Origin of the sequence: Rhizobium leguminosarum (assembly GCF_010668065.1) — a bacterium.
Taxonomy (GTDB): domain Bacteria; phylum Pseudomonadota; class Alphaproteobacteria; order Rhizobiales; family Rhizobiaceae; genus Rhizobium; species Rhizobium leguminosarum_S.
In genome coordinates, this window is record NZ_WUEN01000003.1 from 765,656 (window position 1) to 790,008 (window position 24,353).

The following is a 24,353-nucleotide window of genomic DNA, read 5'->3' on the forward strand; positions in this document are numbered from 1 at the left end:
GGCTGAAGGATTGGCATAGTTTTAAGTTACGCCTATCGTAACGCGCTTGTTTTCCGTTTGACAGCCCCCTTGAGGCCCCCTTACCAATTTGTGTCAAGAGTGGACGGGAACCCGCTCGTACCGACCAAGCAAGGTCGGCCCAAAAACGCTAAACCGGGATGGAAGAAATGGCCGCAAAAATATTGATGCGGGCAGCGATCGGGCTGCTCGGAACGATCGCTATTCCTGCAATGGTCGCCGCACAGGAAACCCCGCTGACGATCGGGATGTCGACGACGCCGACGACGCTGGATCCCCATGAAGACAGTTCGGCGCCAAACAATGCGACCTCGCGCCACATCTGGGACAGCCTCATAAACCTCACGGGAACGTCGGCAAATGCGCCGGAACTCGCCACCGAATGGAAGGTCGTCGACCCGACCCACTGGGAATTCAAGCTGCGGAAGGGGGTGAAATTCCATGACGGCAGCGAGTTCAACGCCGATGACGTCATCGCTTCGCTTCTGCGTGCCCGCGACAAGCCCAGCCAGAGCTTTGCTTCCTACACCCGCAATATTGTCAATGTCACCGCCACGGATCCCTATACCATCGTCGTCGAGACAAAGGTTCCGGATCCGATCCTGCTGAATTCCGTCAGCCGAATTCGCATTATCAGCGCCGATTGCAAGGAGGCGCCGGTCCAGGATTTCGACAACGGCAAGTGTGCAATCGGAACCGGGGCCCATTCCTTCGTCTCCTATTCGCCAGGCAGCAACCTGACCTTGAAGCGCAATGACGGCTATTTCGCTAGCCCCTCGCACTGGTCGAACGTTACGCTCCGCTTCCTGCCCGATGACGGTGCCCGTCTGGCATCGCTTCTTTCCAACGAGATCGACATTGTCGAAACCCTTCCTGCCGATGGAATGGCACGCGTGGAAGCGAGCGATAATCTGCAAGTCATCAACGGCCTGTCTTCCCGCTTCGTCTATCTTGGCCTCGATGTCAGCCGCGATGTTTCGCCTTTCGTGAAGGCTGCGGATGGCTCCGATCTCGACAAGAACCCGCTCAAGGATGAACGGGTGCGTCGCGCAATGTTGATGTCGATCAACCGGCCGGCAATCGTCGACCGCGTCATGCAGAAGAACGGCACGGTGGCCGACCAATTCGTCACCCAAGGCTATGCGGGCTATTCCGAAAAAGTCGAGAAGGTGGGCTATGATCCCGCCGCCGCCAAGGCGCTTCTGGCCGAGGCCGGTTATCCGGATGGCTTCAGCCTGACCCTGCATGGCCCCTCTGGCCGTTACGTCAAGGACGCCGAAGTTCTGCAGGCGGTCGGACAGATGTTCACGCGCATCGGGATCAAATCGAAAGTCGAGGTCCTGCCCTGGTCGATGTATTCGGAAGCCTATTCAAAAGGCACCTACAGCACCTATTTCGGCTCCTGGGGTGTGAACACCGGCGAAACCACCAATCCGACTGTTGCGCTGGTCGCCACGCGCGACGAGAAAAAGGGGACCGGCAGATATAATGGCGGCGGCGTGTCCGATCCGAAGATCGACGAGGTGCTGGCCAAGGCCAGTTCGACGCTCGATCAAGCCGAACGCAAGCCCCTTCTCGAGGAACTGTCGACGGAGACCTTCAACAACCTCTGGCTCCTCCCGATGCACTACGAAAACGTCGTGCTGGGCGCAAAGAAGACCGTGTCCTACACCCCGCGCGGCGATAAATATACACTCGCTTACGACGTGAAGCCGGCGGACTAATGCATGCCGTCCAAAAGCGTGCCGTGGTTTTGCGACAAATAAAGATTTGAAGTGCGTCGCATCGATCCATTCGATGCGACGCGGTATAAAACAGCAGCATGGGGCCGCACCAGGGCCGTCCCTTTCTTCATCTCCCAGGAGACATTCATGCAGGAACTTGGAACGGGCGAAGCCGTCGCCCGGGCGAAGGCCATCTATGACTATGGCCAGACGGCCATCTTCGCCTCTCAGGCTGATCCCCGCCTCCATATGGTGCTTTATGTGCCACCGACGGCGGCAGACGGCCGCAAGCTCGACCTCCTGGTCGCGGTCCACGGCACCGGGCGCACGTCGGCCATCGACTTCCGCGACGGTTTCGCCGAATTCGGGCTCTACAACGACTGTGCCATCCTTTGCCCGATCTTCCCGGTTGGCGTTCTCGGCGACGGTGCGCGTTCCGGCTACAAGTTTCTTGAGGAAGGCGACATCCGCTACGATCAGGTCGTCCTTGCCATGGTCGCGGAGATGGCCGACAAATACCGCCAGGACTGGTCCAAATTCGCCATGTTCGGCTTCTCCGGCGGCGGGCATTTCGTGCATCGTTTCACCATCCTGCATCCGGAAAAGCTCTGGGCGGCATCGATCGGCGCACCTGGTTCCGTCACCCTTCTGGATCCGACGCGTGACTGGTGGGTCGGCATTCGGGATCTGGAAGCGCGCTTCGGCAAGTCCTTCCGGCCCGAAGATCTCGCCAAGGTGCCGGTGCACATGATCGTTGGCGACGCCGATCTGGAGACCTGGGAAATCACCCATAAACCGGGCGGCAAATATTATATGGATGGCGCCAACGACGCCGGCAAAACGCGGCCCGAGCGCCTTGCCGCCTTGGCGAGCTCATTCCGCAAAGCGGGTGTCGATGTGACGTTCGATCGTGTTCCGGGCGTCTCTCACGACCGGATGAAAGTTCTGGGCTACGTCAAGGCCTTCCTGGCAAAGGTGCTCGAGGAGCGGCGCGCGAAATGAGAAACGCAACGATCGTGGCGCCTCAGCCGGAGGCCGTCGAAGCCGGTGCGGAAGTTCTCGAACGCGGCGGCAATGCCATCGACGCAGCACTCGCCTGTGCTTTCGTCCAAGGGGTGGTCGACCCGCAGATGGCCGGCATCGGCGGCTTCGGCTCCATGCATGTCTACATGCCGAAAAAGGGCGTGCACGAGGTCCTCGAATTTTATGCGCGCGCGCCGTTGAAGGCCGCGCCGGATATGTGGCTCGACAAGATCAAGCACCAGAGCCGCGACGGCTTCGGCTATGTGCTTGAAGGCAATATTTCCGATATCGGCTACCTTGCCGTCTGCACCCCCGGCTCGCTCAAGGGTTATGAGACTGCGCTGCGCGACTACGGCACCTTCGATTGGGCCGATCTCATCAAGCCGGCCATCCGCCTTGCCCGCAACGGTTTCATGATCCGAAACCACATGCAGTGGTATTGGGCTAAGGACCAGTCGAATGACGGTTTTGCCAATACGCTCGACAAGCTGCGCTTTTCTGAAACGGGTCGGAAAGTCTATTTCCACGACGACGGCACGCTCAAGAATGTCGGCGACCTGCTCGTCAACAAGGACATGGCAGAGACCCTCGAACGCATCGCGCGAAGCGGCGGCTCGGACATTTTCTATCACGGCGAACTGGCCGAACAGATCGCCAGCGATTTCAAGGCAAATGGCGGCTTGATCGATCAGCAGGATCTGGCGCGTTACCAATTGTCGAAGGTAGAGCCGGTTTGGGGCGACTACCGCGACCACCGCATCGCCACCTCGCCTCCACCAGGCTCGGGCTTCCCGATGCTGGAACTCCTGCATATCATGGAGCAGTTCGACGTCGGCTCGCTGCAGCATGGCAGCGCCGATCATGTCCGCATCCTGTTCGAAGCGATGAAGCGGATGACGATCGACAAGGACGCGCATATGGGCGATCCCGCCTATGTCGACGTGCCCTATGCAAAGCTGCTGTCGAAAGAGCATGCAAAGGCCCATGCCCGCGCAATCAAGGCGGGTGAGATCGCCAGCGTATCGCGCCTTGATGGGTCGCAGCGCGACACCACGCACATCTCGGTGATCGACAAGGACGGCAATGCCGTCGCGATGACCCACACCCTCGGCAGTCCCTCGGGCGCGATCACCGACGGCCTCGGCTTCATGTACAATGGCACGATGAGCCGCTTTAATCCGCTTCCCGGCAAGCCCGGCTCGATCGCTCCCGGCAAGCGGCGTCCCAGCTCGGCGGCACCGACGATCGTCTTCAAGGACGGCGAGCCCAGCATCGTCATCGGAGCGCCAGGCGGCAGCTATATCGCGCCCGCCGTTGCGCAATGCCTGATGAACATGATCGATTTCGACATGTCCGTGCTCGAAGCCGTCTCGGCGCCAAGGATCGTAGGGGTGTCAAACACGATCGACATCTGCAATCGCATTCGACACTCTGTCGAAGACGAACTGCGGGCGCAGGGCTACCAGGTGGCGCGGTCGCCGCAGACATATGCGTTCGCCGCAGTCCACGCGATCAAGATTGACGGCGGCATCTCGAAAGGCGCGGCCGATCCGCAGCGCGACGGGATGGCGATCTCCGTCGCCTAGATTCAAAATTACAGCGTCCTTTGCGGCTCTCGAAAAGACGCGCGGCGCTGTAGGGAGAGGTTCAATGGTCACATCCATTATCAGGCGGTTGATACAGGCGCTGTTCGTCATTGTCGCGATGACGATCATTGTCTTCATCGGCGTCAATGTGATCGGCAACCCGGTCGACATCCTGATCAACCCGGACGCCAATCAGGCGGAGCGGGCACTCGTCATCGCCCATTACGGTCTCGATCAGCCGCTGTGGAAACAGTATCTGCTGTTTCTCCAAGGGCTTCTGCACGGGGACTTCGGCAACAGCTTCGTTTATGGGCGGCCGGCGCTCGGTCTGATCCTCGAACGTCTCCCGGCAACGCTCGAACTGGCGATCACGGCTCTCGGCATCGCGCTGCTGTTCGGCCTGCCGCTTGGGCTGTATGCAGGGCTCTACCCCAATCGGATCTCCTCCAAGCTCATCATGAGCGGCTCAATTCTGGGCTTCTCGCTTCCGACCTTCTGGGTCGGTCTCATGCTGATCATGGTGTTTTCCGTCGAGCTCGGCTGGTTGCCGACGAATGGCCGCGGCCCGACGCAAGAACTGCTTGGCGTACAATGGTCGTTTCTGACCGCAGACGGCATCAGGCACCTTTTATTGCCGGCCTTCAACCTGGCTCTGTTCAAGACGTCGCTCATTCTTCGGCTGACCCGCGCCGGCGTGCAGGAGGTCCTTCCTCAGGACTATGTGAAGTTTGCCCGTGCCAAGGGATTGCGAGAGCGGCGGATCATTTCCGTGCACGTTCTCAAGAACCTGATGATCCCGGTGGTGACCATCATCGGGCTCGAGTTCGGCTCACTCATCGCCTTTTCGGTCGTCACCGAAAGCATCTTTGCCTGGCCGGGCATGGGCAAGCTCATCATCGACTCGATCAACCTTCTCGATCGCCCTGTCATCGTCGCCTACCTGATGATGATGGTGCTGCTCTTCGTCGTCCTCAATTTCATCATCGATATCTGTTATACCCTTCTGGATCCGCGGGTCCGGCTGGAAGGAAAGGCTTGACCCCATGGCCGAACCAAACACGCAAGACACAAGCGCTCCAACGCCCGAACCCAGTCGTCTGTCGAAAGGGATCGCGGATTTCTTCAGCTCTCCGGCAGCCGCGATCGCCTTCCTCACGCTGGTGATCATCTGTTGCCTGGCGCTGTTTGCGCCATGGATCTCTCCGCAAAATCCCTATGATTTGATGCAGCTCGACATCATGGATGGACGGCTGCCGCCGGGGTCCGAATCCATGACCGGGCTTGTCTATCACCTGGGTACCGACAGCCAGGGCCGCGATATCCTGTCCGGCATCCTCTATGGCCTGCGTACCTCTTTGCTGGTGGGTGTTCTGTCGGCTTTCGCTGCTGCCATCATCGGAACCTCTGCCGGATTGTTCGCGGCTTACATGGGAGGGCGGACGGAAACCGCGATGATGCGGCTCGTCGACCTGCAGCTGTCGTTTCCCACCATATTGATGGCGCTCATGATGCTCGCCGTGCTCGGCAAGGGCGTACCCAACGTCGTGATCGCACTGATCATCGCCGAGTGGGCGACCTATGCCCGAACGGTCCGCGGCACCGCTCTGGTCGAGCGCGAGAAGGAATATATCGAGGCGGCCCGGATGCTGCGCCTGCCCGGATGGCGCATCCTCTTCAGGCACCTGCTGCCGAACTGTCTTGCGCCGGTCATCGTCATCGCCACGATGCAGATCGCCCGGGCAATCGGCCTCGAAGCAACCTTGTCCTTCCTCGGTCTCGGTGCATCCGTGACTGAACCCTCGCTCGGCATGCTGATCTCGACGGGCTACCAGTATCTTCTGACGGGCCTTTACTGGATCAGCTTCTTTCCCGGCATTGCCCTTCTGGTCACGATCGCGGCGATCAATCTCGTCGGCGACCGGCTGCGCGATGTCCTCAACCCGAGGAACATGTCATGACCCCATTGCTGCAAGTGAGCAATCTCGTCACCGAATTCGGCGGCGGCAGGGGACGCCCCAGCCTTTGCGCCGTCAACGATGTGTCGTTCACGGTGGAGCGCGGCAAGGTCCTTGGTCTTGTGGGAGAATCCGGATCCGGAAAGTCGGTGACCGGCTTCTCGATCATGCGGCTCCTCGATAGGCCCGGCCGGGTTGTCGGCGGCAGGGTCATCTTCGACGGCGCCGACATCGCGAAATATTCGGACGAAGAGATGCGGCAGCTGCGCGGCAAGCGGATCGCGATGGTATTCCAGGATCCGATGATGACGCTCAATCCGGTCCTGACGGTCGGAACGCAGATGGTGGAAGCCGTCCGGGCACACGAGCGAGTCTCGAAGGATGCCGCCCGGCAGCGGGCGCGGGATGCTTTGGCGCTGGTCGGAATACCAAGCCCTGAAGAAAGGCTTGCCGCCTATCCGCATCAGTTTTCCGGTGGAATGCGCCAGCGTGTGGCGATTGCCATCGCGCTTCTTCACAAGCCGGACCTCATCATCGCCGATGAACCGACAACAGCGCTTGATGTGACGATCCAGAGCCAGATCATTTCCGAATTCCAGAAGCTTACCGAACAGGGAAATACGGCGGTGATCTGGATCACCCACGATCTGGCGATCGTTTCAAGATTGGCCGACGAGATCGCCGTCATGTATGCCGGCCGCCTCGTGGAGACCGGACCAGTGGGCAAGGTTCTGACCGATCCTCACCATCCCTACACGGCCGGTCTGATCGCGTCCGTTCCTTCGCAAAACAGACGCGGAGAGCCGCTTCACCAGATCCGCGGCATGACGCCGGCGATCAGCCGGCTCCCACAGGGATGCAGTTTTCGTACGCGCTGTGATCGGGCAACCGACGGCTGTCTGGTCATGCCGGCGCTCATGCCGGAAGGCGATCGCTCCTTCCGCTGCATTCATCCCGTAACGAAAGAGGTAGCATGATGACGGCGACCGCCGCGCCCCTTATCGAAGCGAGGAACGTGTCGCAGCGCTTCGGAGCCAAGCCCGACCTGGCCGCCAAGATCGCGCTCAAGCTCAAGCTCGCCAAACCGGCGCCTGTCGTTCATGCGCTTGATGATGTCAGCCTCAGCATCCGGCCCGGAGAGGTTGTCGGCCTTGTCGGCGAAAGCGGCTGCGGGAAGTCGACGCTCGGCCGCGCCATTGCAGGGATCACCTCGCCAAGCCAGGGCCAAATTCTCTGGAAGGGGATGGACAGAAGCGCCATGTCGAAAGGCGAGCAGCATCAGTTTGGTCTCGCCAGCCAGATGATTTTCCAGAACCCGATGGCGGCTCTCAATCCACGCATGACCGTCGAGGAGCTTATCTGGGAGGCGCCTCGAACACATGGACTTGCCCGCTCGACGGAACGCGACGCCTATGTCGACAGATATTTGATGCTGGCCGGTTTCGACCCGGCCATGAAAAAGCGATACCCGCACCAGTTTTCCGGAGGCCAGCGGCAACGCGTCAATATTGCGCGCGCGCTCGCCGTGCAGCCGAAATTCCTCGTCTGTGACGAAAGCGTCGCAGCACTCGACGTTTCCATCCAGGCCCAGGTGATCAACCTGTTCATGGAACTTCGTGACAAGCTCGACCTGACCTATTTGTTCGTCAGCCATGATCTTGGCGTCGTGGAACATATTTCCGACCGCGTTGCGATCATGTATCTCGGCCGCATCGTCGAAGAGGCGCCCGTCGAGGAGGTTTTCAGACGGCCCAATCATCCTTACACGAAAGCGCTCTTGGCCGAAGTGCCGCGCATCGAACCCGGCAAGCGGCAGTTCAAGCCCGTCGACGGCGAACTCCCCAGCCCGATAAACCCGCCGAAAGGCTGCCACTTTCATCCGAGATGCCCGTTTGCGATGGACCGCTGTCATGTGGAAGTGCCGGTGAAAAAGGAAATTGCACCGGGGCACTTGTCGGCTTGCCACCTCAACGATGAATGATCTCAAAAGATAGGATCGCTGATTGCTTCAGGCCTAAAATCATCCCTGTTCTAATGTGCATGAGCGCCGCCCGGACGGGACACTTTTTTCAACCCGGCTCCCGCTGCAGCGGTGTCCGCCAGGGACGCATCGCCGAGCGAGATGACGCCGGTTAGGCGCTTGTCACGATTGACGACGGGAAGGCGCCGAACCTGGACCTGCCCCATATTGCGGGTCACGTCGTCGACATCTTCGTCTTCGAAACAATATTTGACATCGCGCGACATGACTTCACGCACCTTTGCATCGCCCCCGAGTCCGTCGGCAAGCCCGCGCACGACGAGATCGCGGTCGGTGATCGTTCCGACGAGCCGGTCGTTGTCGCCGACCGGCAGGAAGCCGATCTGCCTGTCGGCCATGCATCTCGCGATTTCGGCGATAGTCTGATTAGGGTTGGCGATTTCTACATCGCGCGACATGATCTCTGACACTTTCATGGTCTTTCCTCCTGTTGTGCGGTTAGCGGAACGTCAAACGTTGCGGTGAGAGTCGTTCCGAAAGGAGGCGGCTCCATTTATGCCCGCTCCTCCTGGTCACTCCTCGACCCATCTTCAACGGGGCTTATCAGGATCCGACCAGAGGGCCTGGACATGATGATGGCTCGAATCTATCAAACCAGTCAGGGAGACGAAAGTTCCGGAAGCCATCGTTAAATGCACCGGCCGCTCCGTCAGGAATCCGACGTGCCCTCCTCCTCCACGAATATCCCCCAAGCAGCGATGAAGAGAGCGGCTATCAACGGCCCGATCACGAAACCATTGATGCCTAGGAGAGAAATGCCGCCAATGGTGGAAATGAGGACAACATAGTCGGGAAGCTTGGTCTCCCTGCCGACCAGGCGCGGCCGCAGAAGATTATCGACAAGACCGATGACGAGGGCGCCGACCGCAACCAGCACAATCGCCTTCATCCAAAAACCGGCCAGGGCCAGGTAAATGGCCGTGGGGACCCAGATCAATGCGGCGCCGACCGCAGGCAGCAGCGACAGGAAGCTCATCAGTACGCCCCACAGCAGGGCTGGCTCGACGCCGAGGGCCCAGAAGGCGATGCCGCCGATCGAACCCTGGATGATGGCTATGATAATATTGCCTCGCACGGTCGCGTGAACGACCGAAGTGAATTTGGAGGTGAAGCGCAGGGTATGGGCATCGCTGAGAGGCAGCGCTCTTCTGATGGCGCGGGCAAGGGCGCGCCCATCCCGGAACATGAAGAACAGGATATAGAGCATCACGCCGAAGGTGACGAAGAACCGCAGGGTGTTCTGACCGAGGCTCAAGGCGCGTCCGGCAAAAAAACCGCCGCCCTGCATCAATGCCGAGGAGACGCGGTCCTGAAACGTATCGACGCCGTTCAGCTCGATGCTCCGGAGCCAGTCGCGGAGGAACAAGGGCAATGCTTCCTGCAGATTACGAATAAAGCTCCGGACGTCGATCTCGCCAGTGTCCATACGTTGGTAGAGATGGTTGCCCTGCTGGACGAGTGAACTGAGGACGATCAACCCGGGAATGATAACGACGCAGAGACAGATCAACACAGTCAGCGCTGCAGCAAGGTTTCCCCGCCCACCCAGCCGAGCCTCTATACGGGCGTGAAGCGGGAAGAAGATGATGGCGAGGACGACTGCCCAGAATATCGCCGAATAGAACGGTAGCACGACGGCGACGAACGCAATGGTCACGAGGACCAGAAGCACATAGAAACTGACACGCTGAAGGAGCATCCGATCTTTCCGCTTCGAGACCGCGATGATGGTAGCACAGATAAGGCGGCAGCGCTGGGCCTCCCTTCCATCCTACTCTAACGGCTCGATGCCGTAGGCGCCGTCCCGCAATCGGCCGGAACTTCTTCTTCAGATCTTAGTTATGCGGCTCATGTTAGTGAAGCCAGTCCAGCCGACACTCGGAACAACAATTCACGTTGAAGATCAGGATGTTCACATCCTTGACGGTGGCAACCCACATGGCATTCCAGTCCTCCTCCTGCATGGCTGCGGCAGTCTTGCGCAGGAAATTTTGCTTCCCTTCGACAACAGCGATTTCCGGATCATTGCCCCCGACCGGCCTGGCTATGGACGGAGCGCGCCGCCTGCACCGGCTGAGCGTGGACCTGAGGGACAGTCCTTCTGGCTTGAACGCCTTCTCGCCTCTCTTGACCTGCCGGAGGTGACGATCGTCGCGCACTCGATCGGCAGCGCAGCGGCGTTACACCTTGCGGCAAGAAGACCGGACCTCGTCAGCGGACTTTTTCTCATCTCTCCATGTTGCGCGCCGGTGCCGCCGAAGCCGTTGATTGTGCTTAGATCGGCGGTCGCTCCGGTGGTCGGGCCATTGATCCGCCAGCACGTCATCGGCCGGTGGCCCGCATTCTTTCTCGATCGAGGCCTGAGGTCGTCCTCCTTTCCCAATCCCCTGCCTTCTCATCTCTCGGACCTGCCGGCCTCTCACGTGGTCAATCCCATTACCATCCGCACGATGGCCGACGAGTTGCGCGCCTTCAACCAAGACATGGAGCGCCTTCGAGATCTGCCTGGCGATCTTCCCCTGCACGTTCTCTTCGGGATGGCGGACCGCGTGATTTCACCGAACTGGCATATCGATTGGCTTTGCAGGAAGCATCCGGGGCCGATCGTCAGATTACTGGAAGGTGTCGGGCATTTGCCCCATCATGTGGTCCCTGGCGTGGCGCGACGGATGCTTGGTGATCTTGTGGAGGCATCCGCACAAGAAACGGAACTCCCGCGTGTGAGGAGCATCGGCTCGCAGGCGGTTGCGGAAGCGCCATCTCACAAAGAGTACATGCCGGTCTTCAGAGGAGATGAATCCCCGGCCCTTTAATTCGAAGCGCCGCGGCATTCCAGGGTAACGATGGGGCAATACCAGACACAGGAGGCCCGCGACCCGATCTCTGCCTTTAGGGTGGAGATGATTTTTCTATTGTGGCAAATGAAAAATCTGATTTACTGACGCTTCGCTGCTTGGCTTTAAGGGGGATATTGCCGATGCCGTGGACACGCAGAAATATTGTGCTTAGTGGATTGGCGTTACTTGGCGCCGGTGCGGTGCAGAAACCGGTCTTTGCCGCGGCGTCTTCCTTTTTCGACGGCACCATCGTCGACAATGGCGTGACGTTTCGAAGAACCAACCTCGCCAAGATCGACAAGAAGTGGCACCGCCAGGTCGTCAAATATTTCAGCAGCGAGCCGATCGGCACAGTCGTCGTCGATACGAGACACCATTTTCTCTACGTGATCATGGAGAACAAGACGGCCATCCGCTACGGTGTCGGCGTCGGCCGCGAGGGCTTCAAATGGTTTGGCCGCGCGACGATCGACAGCAAATCGCTGTGGCCGCGCTGGACGCCGCCGCCGGAGATGCGCAAGCGCCATCCCGAACTGCCCGAATTCGTGGCGGGAGGCTCATCGAAAAACCCACTCGGTCCCCGCGCCATGTATCTGCATCGCGACGGCGTCGACACCGGCTATCGCTTCCACGGCACGCTGGAGCCTTGGAGCATCGGCAAGGACGCCTCCAGCGGCTGCATCCGCATGTTCAACGAAGACGCCATCGATCTTTACCAGCGTTGCCCGATCGGCACCGCGGTGCAGGTTCTGCCGCATATTGCCGACCAGGCTGAAAGTGCAGCGCAGGTCAGCCAAACAACTCCGGTCGAATGAGGAATATCACCCTGATGTCTGCTCCGACCGGATATATGAGGCGCCTTGCCGCCGCAGCCATGCTCTTGGCGCTCGCCGCCTGCAGCACCACCGATATCGCCTCCGTGGAAGAACCTGCTGCGGCGCCGATGACCGGCCAGACCAACGATCCGGCGCCCGGTTTCGAGAATGTTGCGATGGGCAGCGAAGAGGATTTCATCCTCAATGTCGGCCGGCGGATCTACTTCAAGCAGGACTCCGCAACACTCGATTCCGTCGCCATGGCAACCCTGGATAACCAAGCCGCCTGGCTCAACAAGAACCCGTCCTGGCTGCTCAAGCTGCAGGGCTTTGCCGACGATTCCGGCTCCGCATCCAACATGGAGACGCTGTCGCAGAAGCGCGCCGATGCGGCGATGGCCTATCTCGTCTCGAAGGGCGTGGAGGCCAGGCGCATGTGGGCCAAGGGCTACGGCAACGACCGCGAGGTCCGCGACTGCACGGAGCGATCCTGCAAGGTGCAGAACCGGCGCGTCGTCACCAATCTCCGCACCCAGCCCGACGCGGCCTGATCCAGCTCGAACCACTCAGCACTTAGCGCAGACGCGCCAGCGCTATCGGCCGGGCTCACTACGACATGGATCTCGCCAGCCTGCTTTTAATACGAAGGTGGCTGTACATATTCGAGTGGTGACGGCAGATCGATGATGAACCTGATATCCGCGGCATTGGACGCCACGATCAGCTGGTAATCGCCCGGTTCGGCGCGAAAGGCACCGGCCTCGACGTCGTAATAAGCGAGGTCGCGCGGCAGGATCTTCATTTCGGCGGTCCCAGTCTCACCGGGCAGCAGCGAAAGCTTTGCGAAAGCGCGCAGCTCCTTGTCCGGGCGCTCCACCTTGGACTTTAGCGAACGCACGTACAGCTGGACCAGTTCCGATCCGGCCCGGTCGCCGATATTGGTCAGATCGATGCTGACGGTCAGGCCTTCGGCACCCATCTCGCTGGCTGAGAACCGCGGCTCGCCCCAGCTGAAGCGCGTATAGCCAAGGCCGAAACCGAAGGGGAAGAGCGGCTCGACAGCGCGTGTATCGTGGTGACGGTAGCCGACGAACACGCCTTCGGCATAACGCACATGCCCATCCTTACCCGGATAGACGGCTGGATCGCCCGTCATGGCGGAATTGTCGGCAAGCGCTTTCGGGAATGTTTGCGGCAGGCGTCCGCCGGGCTCGACGTCGCCGAAGAGGACATCGGCAACGGCATTGCCCAGTTCTTGCCCCGGATACCAGATCTGCAACACGGCGCGAACTTTGCCGAGCCAGGGCATTTCCACCGGGCCGCCGGTCTGCAGCACGACCACGGTGTTGGCGTTGACGGCCGCGACCCGCTCGATCAGCTCTTCCTGCCGGCCCGGAAGCCGCATGTCGGGCAGGTCCAAGCCCTCGGTATCCCATTCGCCGTCGCGGCCGACGAAGAGAAGCGCCACATCGGCATTCAGCGCCGTCTCGACGGCGTCCTCGATATCGGCCTCTCCCAAAGGCTTTTCGACGCCGAAGCGAATAGCCGTGAGGTTGATCCCCTCCCCGGTCGCCACCGGCGTGTCATATTCGACGGTGACGGTATGGGCCTTGCCCGCATCGAGCGCCATCGTGCCGCGCTGTTCGTCATTGGCCGTGCCGAAATAGTTCTCGCCGCGCGTCCAGCCGTCATGGCCGTCGACCGTGAGCCTGCCATCGACGAAGAGCCGCGCCAGTCCGGCATTGGTCATGCCGAAGACATGATCGCCGCTCTCTTCCGGTACGAATTGCATCGTCATCCGCGCCGAGAAATCGGTGGGGTCGAGTTCGCCTGACGGCAGCTCGAACCAGAAGAACTCGCCCTTGTCGACGGTCTCGACATGAAGCGGATTGCCCCGGCAACCACGCCCCTTGAAATATTCGACGGTGATCTTTCCCTTGGCCACCTCGATCAGACGGTTGTGGCGGCAGCCGACGGCGTGGCTGACGCTGTTGGCATTGGAAAGGGCAGCTCGAATCCCTTCGAGCGGGCTGACCGTATAATGCGCCGCGATCTGCGCGCTGCCGCCGCCCATCACACGGGCGCTTGCGGCGTTAGGTCCGATGACGGCGATCCGGTCGAGCGACGTCTTGGCAAGCGGCAGGATGCCATCGTTCTTCAAAAGGACTGCGCCTTCCGCGCCGAGACGCCGGATCAGCGCCCGGTCTTCCGGCAGGTCGACTGCCTGCTCCGTGAGATCGGGCGTCTTCTCGAACGCGCCGACCCGCTCGAGCAGAAGCAGGATCCGCCGCGCCGCCGCCCGCACGGTGGCCGCTTCGACCCTGCCCTCGCGCACGGCCGCAACCAGCTTCTCGCCGCGATCGCGCGCCGGACCGGGCATTTCGAGATCAAGACCGGCATTGATCGTCTCGGCCGTCGAATGCGAACCGAACCAGTCGGACATGACGATCCCGTCAAATCCCCATTCCTCGCGCAACACCTTGGTCAGCAACCACGCATGCTCGCTCGTATAGGTGCCGTTGAGACGGTTATAGGAGGACATGACGGCCATCACGCCGGCGCGCCGGACAGCCTGTTCGAAGGGCGGAAAGTAGATTTCGCGCAGCGCCCGCTCGTCGATATCGGAAGACATGGTCTGCCGCTCGATCTCGGATTCGTTGCCGGCGAAGTGCTTGATCGTTGCTGCAATCCCCTGGCTCTGCACGCCCTTGATATAGGCGACGGCCAGTTCCGCGGTCAGCATCGGATCCTCGGAATAACATTCGAAATTTCGCCCGTTGAGGCCGGAACGATGGATATTCACCGTGGGCGCGAGCAGCACGGCGGCACCTTTGCTCTTCGCCTGGTGGGCAAGCGCCACACCCATGCGCTCGACGAGATCGGGATTCCAGGTGGCGCCGAGCGCGATGGCGACAGGAAAACAGGTCGCCTTGACGCCGCCGACCAACGAGCCGGCGCCGCGAGCGCCATTCGGCCCGTCCGTCACCTTGATCTTCGGCACATCAAGACGCTCGACGGGAACCGTCGTCCAGAAATCGGCGCCGGACAGCAGCGAGACCTGCTCTTCGAGCGTCATCTTGTCGAGAATGGAATCGATCATGCAAACCTCCCCTTCGATGGAATTCGGGCATTGCGAAGTGCTGGCCGCGCATGCCCGGTGCCAGTTCATCCGGTGGCGACGCTAACTTCTCCATGCGCCGGGCAGTTCTTAAACCTACCGATTACTCGGTATTTTTAAGATGTCAACCGCTGAACCCTGATGTATGGATGGGGGAGAAAGAGACAGGCGGAAAAGACGATGGCAGAGGTTTCCGAATCGAAGACCGGGCAAGACGAAAAGCGACGGCGCCGATCTCGCAAGGGCGAAGCGCGCCGCGCAGAGATCCTGTCGGCTGCGATGCTGCGCTTTGCCGAAGACGGCTACCAGAATGCCGCGATCGGCGATGTCGCCCGCGACGTCGGCCTGTCGCTGCCCGGCCTGCTGCACCATTTCCCGACCAAGGTCGATCTCCTGGTTGCCATTCTGGACAAGCGCGATCTCGAAAGCGAAAGCTTCATCAGGCCCCATCGTTCCGATCTCCGCGGCCTGCTCAATGGCATGGTCGAGGTCTTCCGCCGCAACGCCGAAATGATCGAGGTCATCAGAGCTTTCGCCATCCTGAATGCCGAGAGCCTGATGAAGGATCACCCGGCCAAGGTATGGTTTTTCGATCGCGCCACCCAGCTGCAGGACGACATCGCCGCCACCTTCGAACAGGCCGTCGCCGATGACTCGATAGACGGCAAGATCGATGGCCGGGCGATGGCGGCCGAGCTGATCGCCGTGATGGACGGCCTTCAGATGCTCTGGCTGCGCGATCCAACCCGCTTCGACATGGTGGGCGGTTTGGAAGCCTATGTCAGCCGCCTGCTGGCAAGCCTTGGTTTAGAGGGCTGAGCTTGGTTGAGTGCCGCGGATCATTCCGCGGCACGGAAACGAAAGAGAGCCATCTGCCAAGACATGGCGTCAGCCATTCTGCAGCTTCCATGTCCGGATTTCGAACGGCATGATGTCGGCAGGTCCCTTCCGCTCCATCGGCTCTTCGAGAATGTTCAGCGGCTGCGATGCCTTCCATCCGGAAGGCAGGTCGAGGGTGAGCCTGCCGCGCCGGCCGGCCGGTTCGTAGAGGCGCAGGATGAGACCATCGCCTTCTTCCGCCGGCTTCAGGCCTGAGAACGCGACGGGGATTCCGGTGACCGCAAGCGGCGCGAAAGTGCCGGTGGAGAGGCCGCTGGCCTCAGCCGCGACGAGCGGTTGGTTGAGATCGATCGCCTCGTCGAGAACGCCGCCTTCATGCCAGGCGCCTTCATGCGGCATCAGTGCATAGGTGAAGCTCTGTTCACCTTCGTCGGCCAACGGATCCGGGTAGATCGGCCCGCGCACGAGGCTCATGCCGATCACGTTGCCACGCGCGCTATGGCCGTATTTGGCATTGTTGAGCAGCGCGACCCCGAAGTCCGGCTCGCTGATATCGACGAAGCGATGCGCGACGGCCTCGAACATTGCCTGCTCCCAGGACGTATTCGTGTGCGTTGCCCGCTCGACGATGCCGAAGGCGCATTCGAACGTCGCCTTGCGGGCCTGCGCGGCAATCGGGTTCAAGGTTCGCAGCAGCGTGCGGCGATCATGCCAGTCGATCGTCGTTTCGATGTCGAGCCGCCGGGCGTTGGCCGTCAGCACATAGGTCTGCGTGACGCTCGAATTCCGGTAGCGGTAAACGACACGGATCGCCGCGCGGTGCGGGCCATCTTCAACGAGGGTGATACTGTCAGGCGCATCGAGGCGGACGGCCTTTTCGGCATAATCCGCGTCGATGTCCCAGGCGTCCCAGTTGCGCGGCTTGTCTGCCGGATAGACCCAGAGCTGGTTTGCCGAGCCGTCGACCGCTTCCCGGCCCGTGGCCTTGTGAAGAAGGCTCGAAATCGCCCCATCCTTGCCGATGGAAACCGAGAGGTGCTCGTTTTCGAGGCGGTCGGGGCTAGCCTTCAGCCCGCCCGCCGGCTTGAGCGAGCCCTTGGCGAAGACCGCGACGGACAAGGGCGCGACGAGATCGGCGGCCGCGATGACCGTGCCGTCAGAGAGTGTCGCGCTGAGCGGTCTGGCCGCAAGAGACGGATTGACGACGACGAGGGCATCGCCAACCCCGCCCTTCGGCAGCTTGGCCGACAGCGCTTGCAATCCCCCCGCCTGTTCGGCCTTGGCATGTTCGATGACGCCGTCCAGTTCCTGCTCTGCATCCTGATAGACTTCGCGGATGCTCGAGCCCGGCAGAATGTCGTGGAATTCGTTCTTCAGCACCACGCGCCAATCCGCTTCGAGGCTTCGGGGCCTGTCTGCTCCGAGCATATGCGCCAGTGAAGCGACGGTTTCGGCGGTGATCAGCGCCCGTTCGGCCTGGCGATGTTTGCGCTTGACGCCGCTTTGCGATGTCAGCGTCGCACGATGCAGTTCGAGATAGATTTCGCCATCCCACACGGGAAGGTTCTTTTCCCCTGCGGTGCGGTGCGCCTGTTCGTAATAGTTTTTGACGGTGCCCCAGCGCGCCTGTGGGATAGCCGGGAAATCGCGCAGCTGCACCTCGCGCTCGACCATTTCCGGCGTGACGCCGCCGCCGCCGTCGCCATAACCGACGGCCAGCAGCGAAGTATCGTGCTGCGTCTTGCCGCGGAAATTCTTCCACGTCGGCACGTAGCAATCGGGTTGCACGAAGCCGTTATAACCCTGCATCGGATTGTCGAACGTATGGGTAAGCACCCGGCTGCCGTCGAGACCCTTCCACCAGAAGAGATCGGAGGGGATATGGTTGGTCTCGCTCCAATTGACCTTGATCGTGAAGAAGCTGTCGATGCCGCCCTGTCTCAGGATTTGCGGCAGCGCGCCTGAAAAGCCGAAGCAATCGGGCAGCCAGCAGACCGTATGGCGGGTGCCGAAGGTCTTTTCGAAATAACGCTGGCCATAGAGAACCTGACGGGCGAGGCTTTCGCCGGTCGGCATGTTGGTGTCGGGCTCCACCCACATGCCGCCGACGGTTTCCCACTTTCCTTCCGCGACCTTCTTCTTGATGCGATCGAGAAGCTCCGGATCTTCCTCTTCCATCTGCGCGTAATAATGGGCGGTCGACTGGTTGAAGCGGAAATCGTCGGAGCGTTCCATCAGCGAGAGCGCCGTATTGAAGGTGCGCCGCATTTTCCGCCGCGTCTCGCGATAAGGCCAAAGCCAGGCGAGATCGATATGCGCATGGCCGGTCAGCAGCAGTTCTCCATTCGGCGGGAAGCGCTTCTGCAGTTCCTTCAACCGCGCCGTCAGCGCCTCGAAGGCCGTGGCTGCCGAAGCGCTCTGCTCATCCGTGAGGCCGGCCGGATTAATCTCAAGCTCGGGCAGCTCCCAGATCTTCTGCTGCATGACGGCGCTGGATGTGCGGGAGATATAAGCCGCCGTATCCGACGGCCAATCAAGACTGCGCAATGCGTCCTCGGCGGCATCCATGAGATGCGGTACGACTTCATGCTCGCCCAGCGCATCGATTGCCTCGGCAACCTGCTTCAGCAGAAGATGCAGACGGTGAGCCGGACCGTCGAGCCAGATAAACCGGGCCTTGTTGAGCCTCGGAGCGCGATTGGGCTCGCCGAATGGAAACCGGGCGACGGTTTCCGTCGTGATCGAGAAGCGGCGGCCCTTCACCGGGAATTCCTGATGATAGGGATCGAGACCGAATGTTTCCGTCTCTCCATCGGGGTAGCTCAGCGTAATCAGGCTCTCGCCGCCGAGATCGAGCTGCAGGCGAATATTGTCGAGAGGCCACGCCTCCGGCGCTTCAGCGGTCACGGCAAAATGCACCACCCCCTGGCGGTGCGGCCAATCCTGGTGATGTGCGATCGGCTCGCCCTCGAAAGTCCAGCCGTCGATCGCAGCACTTTGTCGATCCCGCCAATGGGCCAACTCGGCAATGCGAACTTTGAGACGATCGAGGCGCTGGGCAATGGTCAGAGGCATGGCTTATCCTGTTGAAAATCGACGGCTGACAATCTTGTCGTCATGCTTTTGGGGTCGAGGTCATGGTTTGGGGGAGATGAAGATGGCGCGACGACATCGCGATTGCCCGGCCCCTCCTCCAAGCGGGCTTGCAGAGTCTTAGATTAAGTAACTTTGATTTGGCGTCAAGCCCGTAAGAAGTGAACCGCTCCGGGTTTAGCGTGGGCAATGTGGGAACGTTTTTCCCGATAAAGGAAATTTCTTCCCCACGTACTTGTACGATTTTCCCGCAAAGCATGGAGCACAAGAACAGGCTTCAAAGCCGGTCGCCTATCGAGAGTTCACTTCGCGCAAAGTTCGAGCAACGTCGGCAGGAGCGTCTTCGAGGCAACCTCAACTGTTGCCTGCTGCGCCAGGACGTCGAGGCACGAGATGACGAAGCCGACGGATCCCGGCCACGCATCCGCGACCACCACCAAGGCCTCGCAGAGGGCGGCGATTCGTTCGCTCACAGATTCTCCCCCGGTCCAGGCGAACACGAAGCACGCATTGGCTAGCACCGCGAGCGCGGCGCTAGCTTCGCCCTCGGCATTCAGGCGGACCGTCCTACCTGGCCAGCGTGCGTCGAAGCCGGCGGCGGTTTTCCTCACCCATGCTTGGAAGCCAGCGCCGTCGCCTCTCAAACGACACACCTTTGCCTAGACATTCGCAAAGGCGTCGTAGCCGGGATCTGAACTCTTGACTCCGTTTGCGTTCGCGATGGAGTGCATCAGCTTTTCGAGAGCTGGAAGGGCCTCGGCATCCCCTCTTTCGAGATCGATGAACATCTCGACCATAGTGACCAGCACCGACGGCTGGAGCTCCGCGACCTGCACAGAACTTGAAGCAGCAGCGCGGTAGGATCGCGCTCGTCGAACGGATGGTCCGAACGAAGCCAGCCGTAGGCGACAATGTCGGGAACGCTGTCTTGTCCCACCCAGTAGTTCGAACCCGCCGGGCGGCGTGGTACGAGGACGTCGGGCAATCGCGCCCGGCAGTCCTATTCTCGGACGAAGTCGACAATCCTATGACGAGGCATTGGGCATTGGACTTCATCCAGACGGCCACCGCCCACAAGGCCGCAAAAAATTCTAATTGCATTATGATCGTAATTTTATATTATGGTCGTAATTCAACCAACGGCGACCATCGTCAGAGTTTGGAGAAATATCCCCCGCACATGCATTCAGAACGGAGATTCTCGTGGAAAAGAAAGCAAGTTCAAATCACGCCAACAATACGGGCCCCTCGGCCACCATCGGCGTCGCGGAGGCCGTCCGCGCTTTAGAGAACGGCGACTTCTCGGCAGAGACATATGTGGGAGCGCTCTTGGAGCGTGCCCGCCAGCATTCGGATTTCAATGCTTTCATTACGATCGAGGAAGAGGCTGTAGTCACCGCCGCCCGCGAGGCCGACAAGGCCCGAGCCTCTGGAGCATCCCGGCCTCTGCTTGGCGTTCCTCTAGGTGTCAAGGACAGCTATTTAACAAGCAACCTGCGCACGACACTTGGAGTCAGCAATCTGAAAGATTACGTGCCCTCGCGGGACGCTGAGGTTGTCAGCGCGATCAAGGAAGCCGGCGCGATCGTTTTCGGAAAGAACAATCTCGTTGAGATGTCGTTCGGATTGACCGGCGACAACAACCCCTATGGCCAGGTGAAAAATCCTCGAGCGCCCAATCGCGTCAGTGGTGGGTCCTCGAGCGGGTCCGCGGCGGCCGTCGCTGCAGGGATCGTGCCTGCAGCTTTCGGAGGAGACACCATCGGATCGATCCGCGTGCCGGCATCATTGTGTGGGGTAGTTGGGTTCAAACCAACGACAGGGCGTTGGCCGCGAAATGGTGTCGCCCCGATTTCCCATGTCCTCGACACGACAGGAATCTTCGCGCGCAGTGTAGAGGATTGCGAGATCATCGATCAGGTGGTCACAAAGACTCCAACAGCGACGCCAACTGGATTGAGCGGACTGAAGGGCGTGAGGTTCGCGTACGCGCCAAAGCAGTATCTCGACCTGGTCGATCCGGAAGTTGAGGGTCGTTTCAACGACGTCGTGCACAGACTGCGCGACTCCGGCGCCGAAATCATCGAGATCGATCTCGGAGAGGAGTTCTCGGCGCTTGCCGACACGACCACATGGAGCATCTTCTTCCGTGACACGATGGACGCGATCTCCGGGTTCCTCAAAGACAACGGCATTCCCACCTCCTTCGAAGAAATCTACCGGGACCTCAAGCCCGGTCTGAAGGAAGCGTGGCAGCACCATGTTCTGTCGAGTGGATCCAAATGGCTCTCTGAAGATGGCTATCGCGCCGTATTGGCCAGTGACCGACCGAAACTTCAGTGGTTGTTCAGCGATGCGTTCACGACTAGCGGGGCCGAGGCGCTTCTCCTTCCGACGACGCCTTGCACCGCACCCGAGATCGGGAAGGAAAACCAGTTTTTGATCGCAGGCCGGGAAGTGACCTTCGCTGCCTTGGCGAAGAACACCGTCCCGGCAAGCGGCGCTGGCCTTCCGGGGATCAGTCTGCCGATGGGCAACTCGGGCAACGGTCTTCCGATCGGCCTTGAGATCGATGCTCCCTTTGGCGGGGATCGCAAGCTGCTGTCACTTGCTCGCCGGGTGGAGGCGCTCGGCATTTCGTCTCTCTGAGAAACAACCAGCACGATAAGATGGCTGAAAAGGACTATCAAAATGGCAAGCACGATCGACATTCAGAAGATACAGTTAGAACACGTTACGATCCGCTCCGGTAAGGACTTCGACGTCGTCAGGTCGAACCTGGAGAGCATTGTCCCAAGGATCGACGACGGAATTTTCACGCTCCTTCGCTATCGGGAAACTGCCCGAGCGCTTCGTGAACTCGAGGCGCTCCCGGTGTTATCGATTTTTGGTTTTCGAGATCACGGCGCTGCGGTTCAGGTAGCGGGTCTCCAGCGCCAGGCGATACAATACGACATTGGCAATCCGCTCACCGCGACAAAGATGACCCGGCACCGCATCTCCGCCGGCCTCTATGCACCCATCCGAGTGCTCCTCCGCGAAGACGGGGATGGCGTCGCATTCGAGTACGATCGGCCGATCTCCACCTTCGGGCAATTCGCTGACCCCGAGGTCGATGAGGTCGCGCGAAAGCTTGATAAAGATCTGCAAGCCGTGCTTGAATCGGCGGCCTCGTAGCTGTCGAGGGCCTCCGGCCGATCGCAACAACGATGTGATGCACATACCTCACGATCTACGGAAGACATGATGCGCTTTGAAAAGGGTCACAAAGAAAACACGCGGCGTCGGATCATCGACGTCGCATCAAAGCGTTTTCGTAGGGAAGGTGCGGCAGCATCGGGCCTTGCAGGCATCATGTCGGAGGCGGGCCTGACAAACGGGGCCTTCTATCCGCATTTCGAATCGAAGGAGACCCTCCTAAGGGAGGCCGTCGTGAGCGCTCTTTCTGATCAGCTCGCGAATCTGGAAGAGTCTCGAACAGCGAACTTCGGTATAGAGGATGTCATTCGTGACTATCTGAACGTTCGTCACCTACAAGGAACCGAGAACGGCTGCCCTTCGGCCGCACTCTTGCCTGAAATCGGACGGCAACCGGACTCGACGCGTAAGGCCTATGAGGATGGATTGGCGCGCTATATCGAAACGCTCGCATCGTATCTCCCAGCCTCGGCATCGTCCTCGTCGGACGAACGGGCTATGGCGATCTTTAGCCTGATGGTCGGGACACTTCAGATCGCGCGAGCTGTCTCCGTGCCATCGAAGGCGACGGGAATTCTCGAAGGTGGGGTGCAAGCTGCACTCACATTGGCAAAGGCATAGGCGGCGCTACGGGGCGAGGCGCTTCGCCTCCTGCCAGCGCGCAGCTCGTCTTACTTGCCGCAATTCCTCGATGGTGGGCTGCCACCATTCCGCACCTTCGGGTGCTGCGGTCTTCGACGGCCAGGTGCCGATCAGCTCGTCTAGCGTCGGCTTTCGCCACAGTCCCCAGACATCGTCCTCCGTCGCACCGGGGTAGAACTCGGCCATGGTCTCCAAATCCACTAGTTCGCCCGTGATATCAGTGAAGATAACAATCCCATACGAGATCGCGACGAGACGTCCGACGGGTGGCAGGTCGTCGTTCGCCAACGGATAGTGACGGCACTTCCGTTCGGCCGAGCGCGCCTTCAACTTCGCCTGGCGGAGGTCATCGTATGAGCGGAAAGGAACGTGCCGGAGCTTCAGGTCGCTGTCCCATCGGGAGAACGGGATTTTGCGGAGCTTGTCGACGACCGTCGTCGAGTATGACCGGCCGCTCGGTGTCAGATCGAGGCCGTTCATGATTTTGCTGAGGCCGTGTGGAGAGAGGAAGGGCTAGGACCGATCGACATTCATTGCATCCAGATCATGACTGCAGCGAGATGGATGAATCCTGTGAAATGGATAGTTCGACGCTCGTAGCGGGTGGCAAAGCGTCGGAAGTGTTTCAGGCGATTGAAGCACCTTTCGATGCGATTGCGATGCTTGTAGATGATCGGATCATGCGGGATGATGATCTTTCGGGAACGGTTTGAGGGTATGACCGCCTCGGCCTCCATCTTCGCGATTGTTGCGCGCAAGGCATTGCTGTCATAGGCTTTATCGCCCAGAACGGCCTGACCTGTCTGGTCATGAAGAAGAGCGGGAGCTTGCGTGATGTCGCCGACCTGGCCGGCCGTCACGATAAAGCGCAAGGGACGCCCGAGTGCATCGGCCAGCATATGGATCTTGGTCGTCAGTCCACCTCTGGAACGCCCCAGCGCCTGATCCTTGGCCCCCCTTTTCCGCTCGCGGCCTGTTGATGGGCACGCACGATCGTGCTGTCGATCATTAAGTACAGATTGTCCCGGTCAGCAGTGAGGGCATCAAAGACCCGCTCCCATACGCCGGCATGGCACCAGCGACTGAACCGGCGATGGACCGTCTTCCATTTCCCGTAGCGCTCCGGCAGGTCCCGCCAGTGTGCGCCCGAGCGCAGCACCCACAAACACCCGTTCACAAACAGCCGGTTATCTACCCCCGTCCGACCTGGATCGCTGGCCTTGCCTGGCAACAAAGGCGCAATTCTCGACCATTGCGCCTCGTTCAACTCGTATCGCTTCACTCCCATCAAAGGCCTCCGCGCTTCACACGGTACCCTATGAATCAGTGATCAACCGATTTGGGAATCTGGAGGGTTCTGTGAGGTCCGTTCGCTATGCGTGCGGCATTCACTGATCGGACCTCATTGAAGCCGGATTGAGCGAAGGCGCGGGTTGTTTGGCGCTATGGGGATTTAGTCGAAG

Annotated in this window: 20 protein-coding genes and 1 pseudogene; 14 read left to right on the forward strand and 7 right to left on the reverse strand. The window is 60.2% G+C overall.

Going from position 1 to position 24,353, the window contains the following annotated elements; genetic code table 11:
• Positions 1-167 precede the first annotated feature (167 nt).
• From GR198_RS11950 to GR198_RS11980, 7 genes are all read left to right on the forward strand, one after another.
• Positions 168-1,742, forward strand: a complete 1,575-nt coding sequence (locus GR198_RS11950; RefSeq protein WP_164069024.1) for an ABC transporter substrate-binding protein — start codon at positions 168-170, stop codon at positions 1,740-1,742.
• Positions 1,743-1,889: 147 nt separating this feature from the next.
• Positions 1,890-2,744 carry a hydrolase gene (locus tag GR198_RS11955; protein ID WP_097581160.1) on the forward strand — a complete coding sequence of 285 codons (855 nt, stop codon included), beginning with the start codon at positions 1,890-1,892 and terminating at the stop codon, positions 2,742-2,744.
• The gene (ggt, locus tag GR198_RS11960; RefSeq protein WP_164069025.1) at positions 2,741-4,351 is read left to right on the forward strand and encodes a gamma-glutamyltransferase; all 1,611 of its coding nucleotides are present in this window, start codon (positions 2,741-2,743) and stop codon (positions 4,349-4,351) included. The genes GR198_RS11955 and ggt overlap by 4 nt, the downstream gene beginning before the upstream one ends.
• Before the next feature lie 64 nt (positions 4,352-4,415).
• Entirely contained in the window at positions 4,416-5,390 is a 975-nt protein-coding gene (locus tag GR198_RS11965; protein ID WP_018493501.1) for an ABC transporter permease, read from the forward strand.
• Between the two features lie 4 nt (positions 5,391-5,394).
• On the forward strand, positions 5,395-6,309 hold the full coding sequence (locus tag GR198_RS11970; protein WP_130689986.1) for an ABC transporter permease: 915 nt from the start codon (positions 5,395-5,397) through the stop codon (positions 6,307-6,309).
• Complete coding sequence (locus tag GR198_RS11975) at positions 6,306-7,283, forward strand: ABC transporter ATP-binding protein (RefSeq protein ID WP_164069026.1); 978 nt, start codon at positions 6,306-6,308, stop codon at positions 7,281-7,283. The genes GR198_RS11970 and GR198_RS11975 overlap by 4 nt, the downstream gene beginning before the upstream one ends.
• A complete protein-coding gene (locus GR198_RS11980) occupies positions 7,283-8,287 on the forward strand; it encodes an ABC transporter ATP-binding protein (RefSeq protein WP_164069055.1) in 1,005 nt (334 codons plus the stop codon). The genes GR198_RS11975 and GR198_RS11980 overlap by 1 nt, the downstream gene beginning before the upstream one ends.
• Positions 8,288-8,337: 50 nt before the next feature.
• Here GR198_RS11980 and GR198_RS11985 read toward each other — a convergent pair whose 3' ends face one another.
• On the reverse strand, positions 8,338-8,763 hold the full coding sequence (locus tag GR198_RS11985) for a CBS domain-containing protein (protein ID WP_017957358.1): 426 nt from the start codon (positions 8,761-8,763) through the stop codon (positions 8,338-8,340).
• A gap of 233 nt (positions 8,764-8,996) precedes the next feature.
• On the reverse strand, positions 8,997-10,046 hold the full coding sequence (locus GR198_RS11990; protein WP_164069027.1) for an AI-2E family transporter: 1,050 nt from the start codon (positions 10,044-10,046) through the stop codon (positions 8,997-8,999).
• Positions 10,047-10,188: 142 nt separating this feature from the next.
• Between GR198_RS11990 and GR198_RS11995 the strand changes: the two genes are divergently transcribed.
• The 3 genes from GR198_RS11995 to GR198_RS12005 all read left to right on the forward strand — a co-directional run bounded on the left by GR198_RS11995 (position 10,189) and on the right by GR198_RS12005 (position 12,550).
• Positions 10,189-11,160 (forward strand): alpha/beta fold hydrolase, encoded by a 972-nt coding sequence (locus GR198_RS11995; RefSeq protein ID WP_164069028.1) that lies wholly within the window; start codon positions 10,189-10,191, stop codon positions 11,158-11,160.
• Between the two features lie 164 nt (positions 11,161-11,324).
• On the forward strand, positions 11,325-11,999 hold the full coding sequence (locus GR198_RS12000) for a L,D-transpeptidase (protein WP_164069029.1): 675 nt from the start codon (positions 11,325-11,327) through the stop codon (positions 11,997-11,999).
• Between the two features lie 14 nt (positions 12,000-12,013).
• Complete coding sequence (locus GR198_RS12005) at positions 12,014-12,550, forward strand: OmpA family protein (protein WP_029871747.1); 537 nt, start codon at positions 12,014-12,016, stop codon at positions 12,548-12,550.
• Positions 12,551-12,636: 86 nt separating this feature from the next.
• Here GR198_RS12005 and GR198_RS12010 read toward each other — a convergent pair whose 3' ends face one another.
• Positions 12,637-15,099 carry a beta-glucosidase gene (locus GR198_RS12010; protein ID WP_164069030.1) on the reverse strand — a complete coding sequence of 821 codons (2,463 nt, stop codon included), beginning with the start codon at positions 15,097-15,099 and terminating at the stop codon, positions 12,637-12,639.
• Positions 15,100-15,297: 198 nt separating this feature from the next.
• Between GR198_RS12010 and GR198_RS12015 the strand changes: the two genes are divergently transcribed.
• Positions 15,298-15,936 carry a TetR/AcrR family transcriptional regulator gene (locus GR198_RS12015; protein WP_029871749.1) on the forward strand — a complete coding sequence of 213 codons (639 nt, stop codon included), beginning with the start codon at positions 15,298-15,300 and terminating at the stop codon, positions 15,934-15,936.
• A gap of 69 nt (positions 15,937-16,005) precedes the next feature.
• Here GR198_RS12015 and GR198_RS12020 read toward each other — a convergent pair whose 3' ends face one another.
• Both GR198_RS12020 and GR198_RS12025 read right to left on the reverse strand, forming a co-directional pair.
• On the reverse strand, positions 16,006-19,032 hold the full coding sequence (locus GR198_RS12020; protein ID WP_164069031.1) for an alpha-mannosidase: 3,027 nt from the start codon (positions 19,030-19,032) through the stop codon (positions 16,006-16,008).
• A gap of 320 nt (positions 19,033-19,352) precedes the next feature.
• The gene (locus GR198_RS12025; protein ID WP_155248918.1) at positions 19,353-19,523 is read right to left on the reverse strand and encodes a hypothetical protein; all 171 of its coding nucleotides are present in this window, start codon (positions 19,521-19,523) and stop codon (positions 19,353-19,355) included.
• Positions 19,524-20,253: 730 nt separating this feature from the next.
• Here GR198_RS12025 and GR198_RS12035 point away from each other — a divergent pair.
• From GR198_RS12035 to GR198_RS12045, 3 genes are all read left to right on the forward strand, one after another.
• Positions 20,254-21,699 carry an amidase family protein gene (locus tag GR198_RS12035; RefSeq protein ID WP_029871752.1) on the forward strand — a complete coding sequence of 482 codons (1,446 nt, stop codon included), beginning with the start codon at positions 20,254-20,256 and terminating at the stop codon, positions 21,697-21,699.
• Between the two features lie 42 nt (positions 21,700-21,741).
• Positions 21,742-22,227: a DUF302 domain-containing protein gene (locus GR198_RS12040; protein WP_029871753.1), complete on the forward strand. Its 486-nt coding sequence runs from the start codon at positions 21,742-21,744 to the stop codon at positions 22,225-22,227.
• Positions 22,228-22,296: 69 nt separating this feature from the next.
• On the forward strand, positions 22,297-22,869 hold the full coding sequence (locus GR198_RS12045; RefSeq protein WP_029871754.1) for a TetR/AcrR family transcriptional regulator: 573 nt from the start codon (positions 22,297-22,299) through the stop codon (positions 22,867-22,869).
• A gap of 6 nt (positions 22,870-22,875) precedes the next feature.
• Here the strand turns inward: GR198_RS12045 and GR198_RS12050 are convergent.
• Positions 22,876-23,334: pseudogene (locus GR198_RS12050) on the reverse strand (hypothetical protein); the annotation flags it as partial.
• 86 nt (positions 23,335-23,420) lie between these two features.
• A protein-coding gene (locus tag GR198_RS12055; RefSeq protein WP_312876446.1) for an IS5 family transposase occupies positions 23,421-24,172 on the reverse strand; the annotation gives its coding sequence in 2 pieces (ribosomal slippage) (positions 23,421-23,854 and positions 23,854-24,172; 753 coding nt in all).
• Positions 24,173-24,353: the final 181 nt, after the last annotated feature.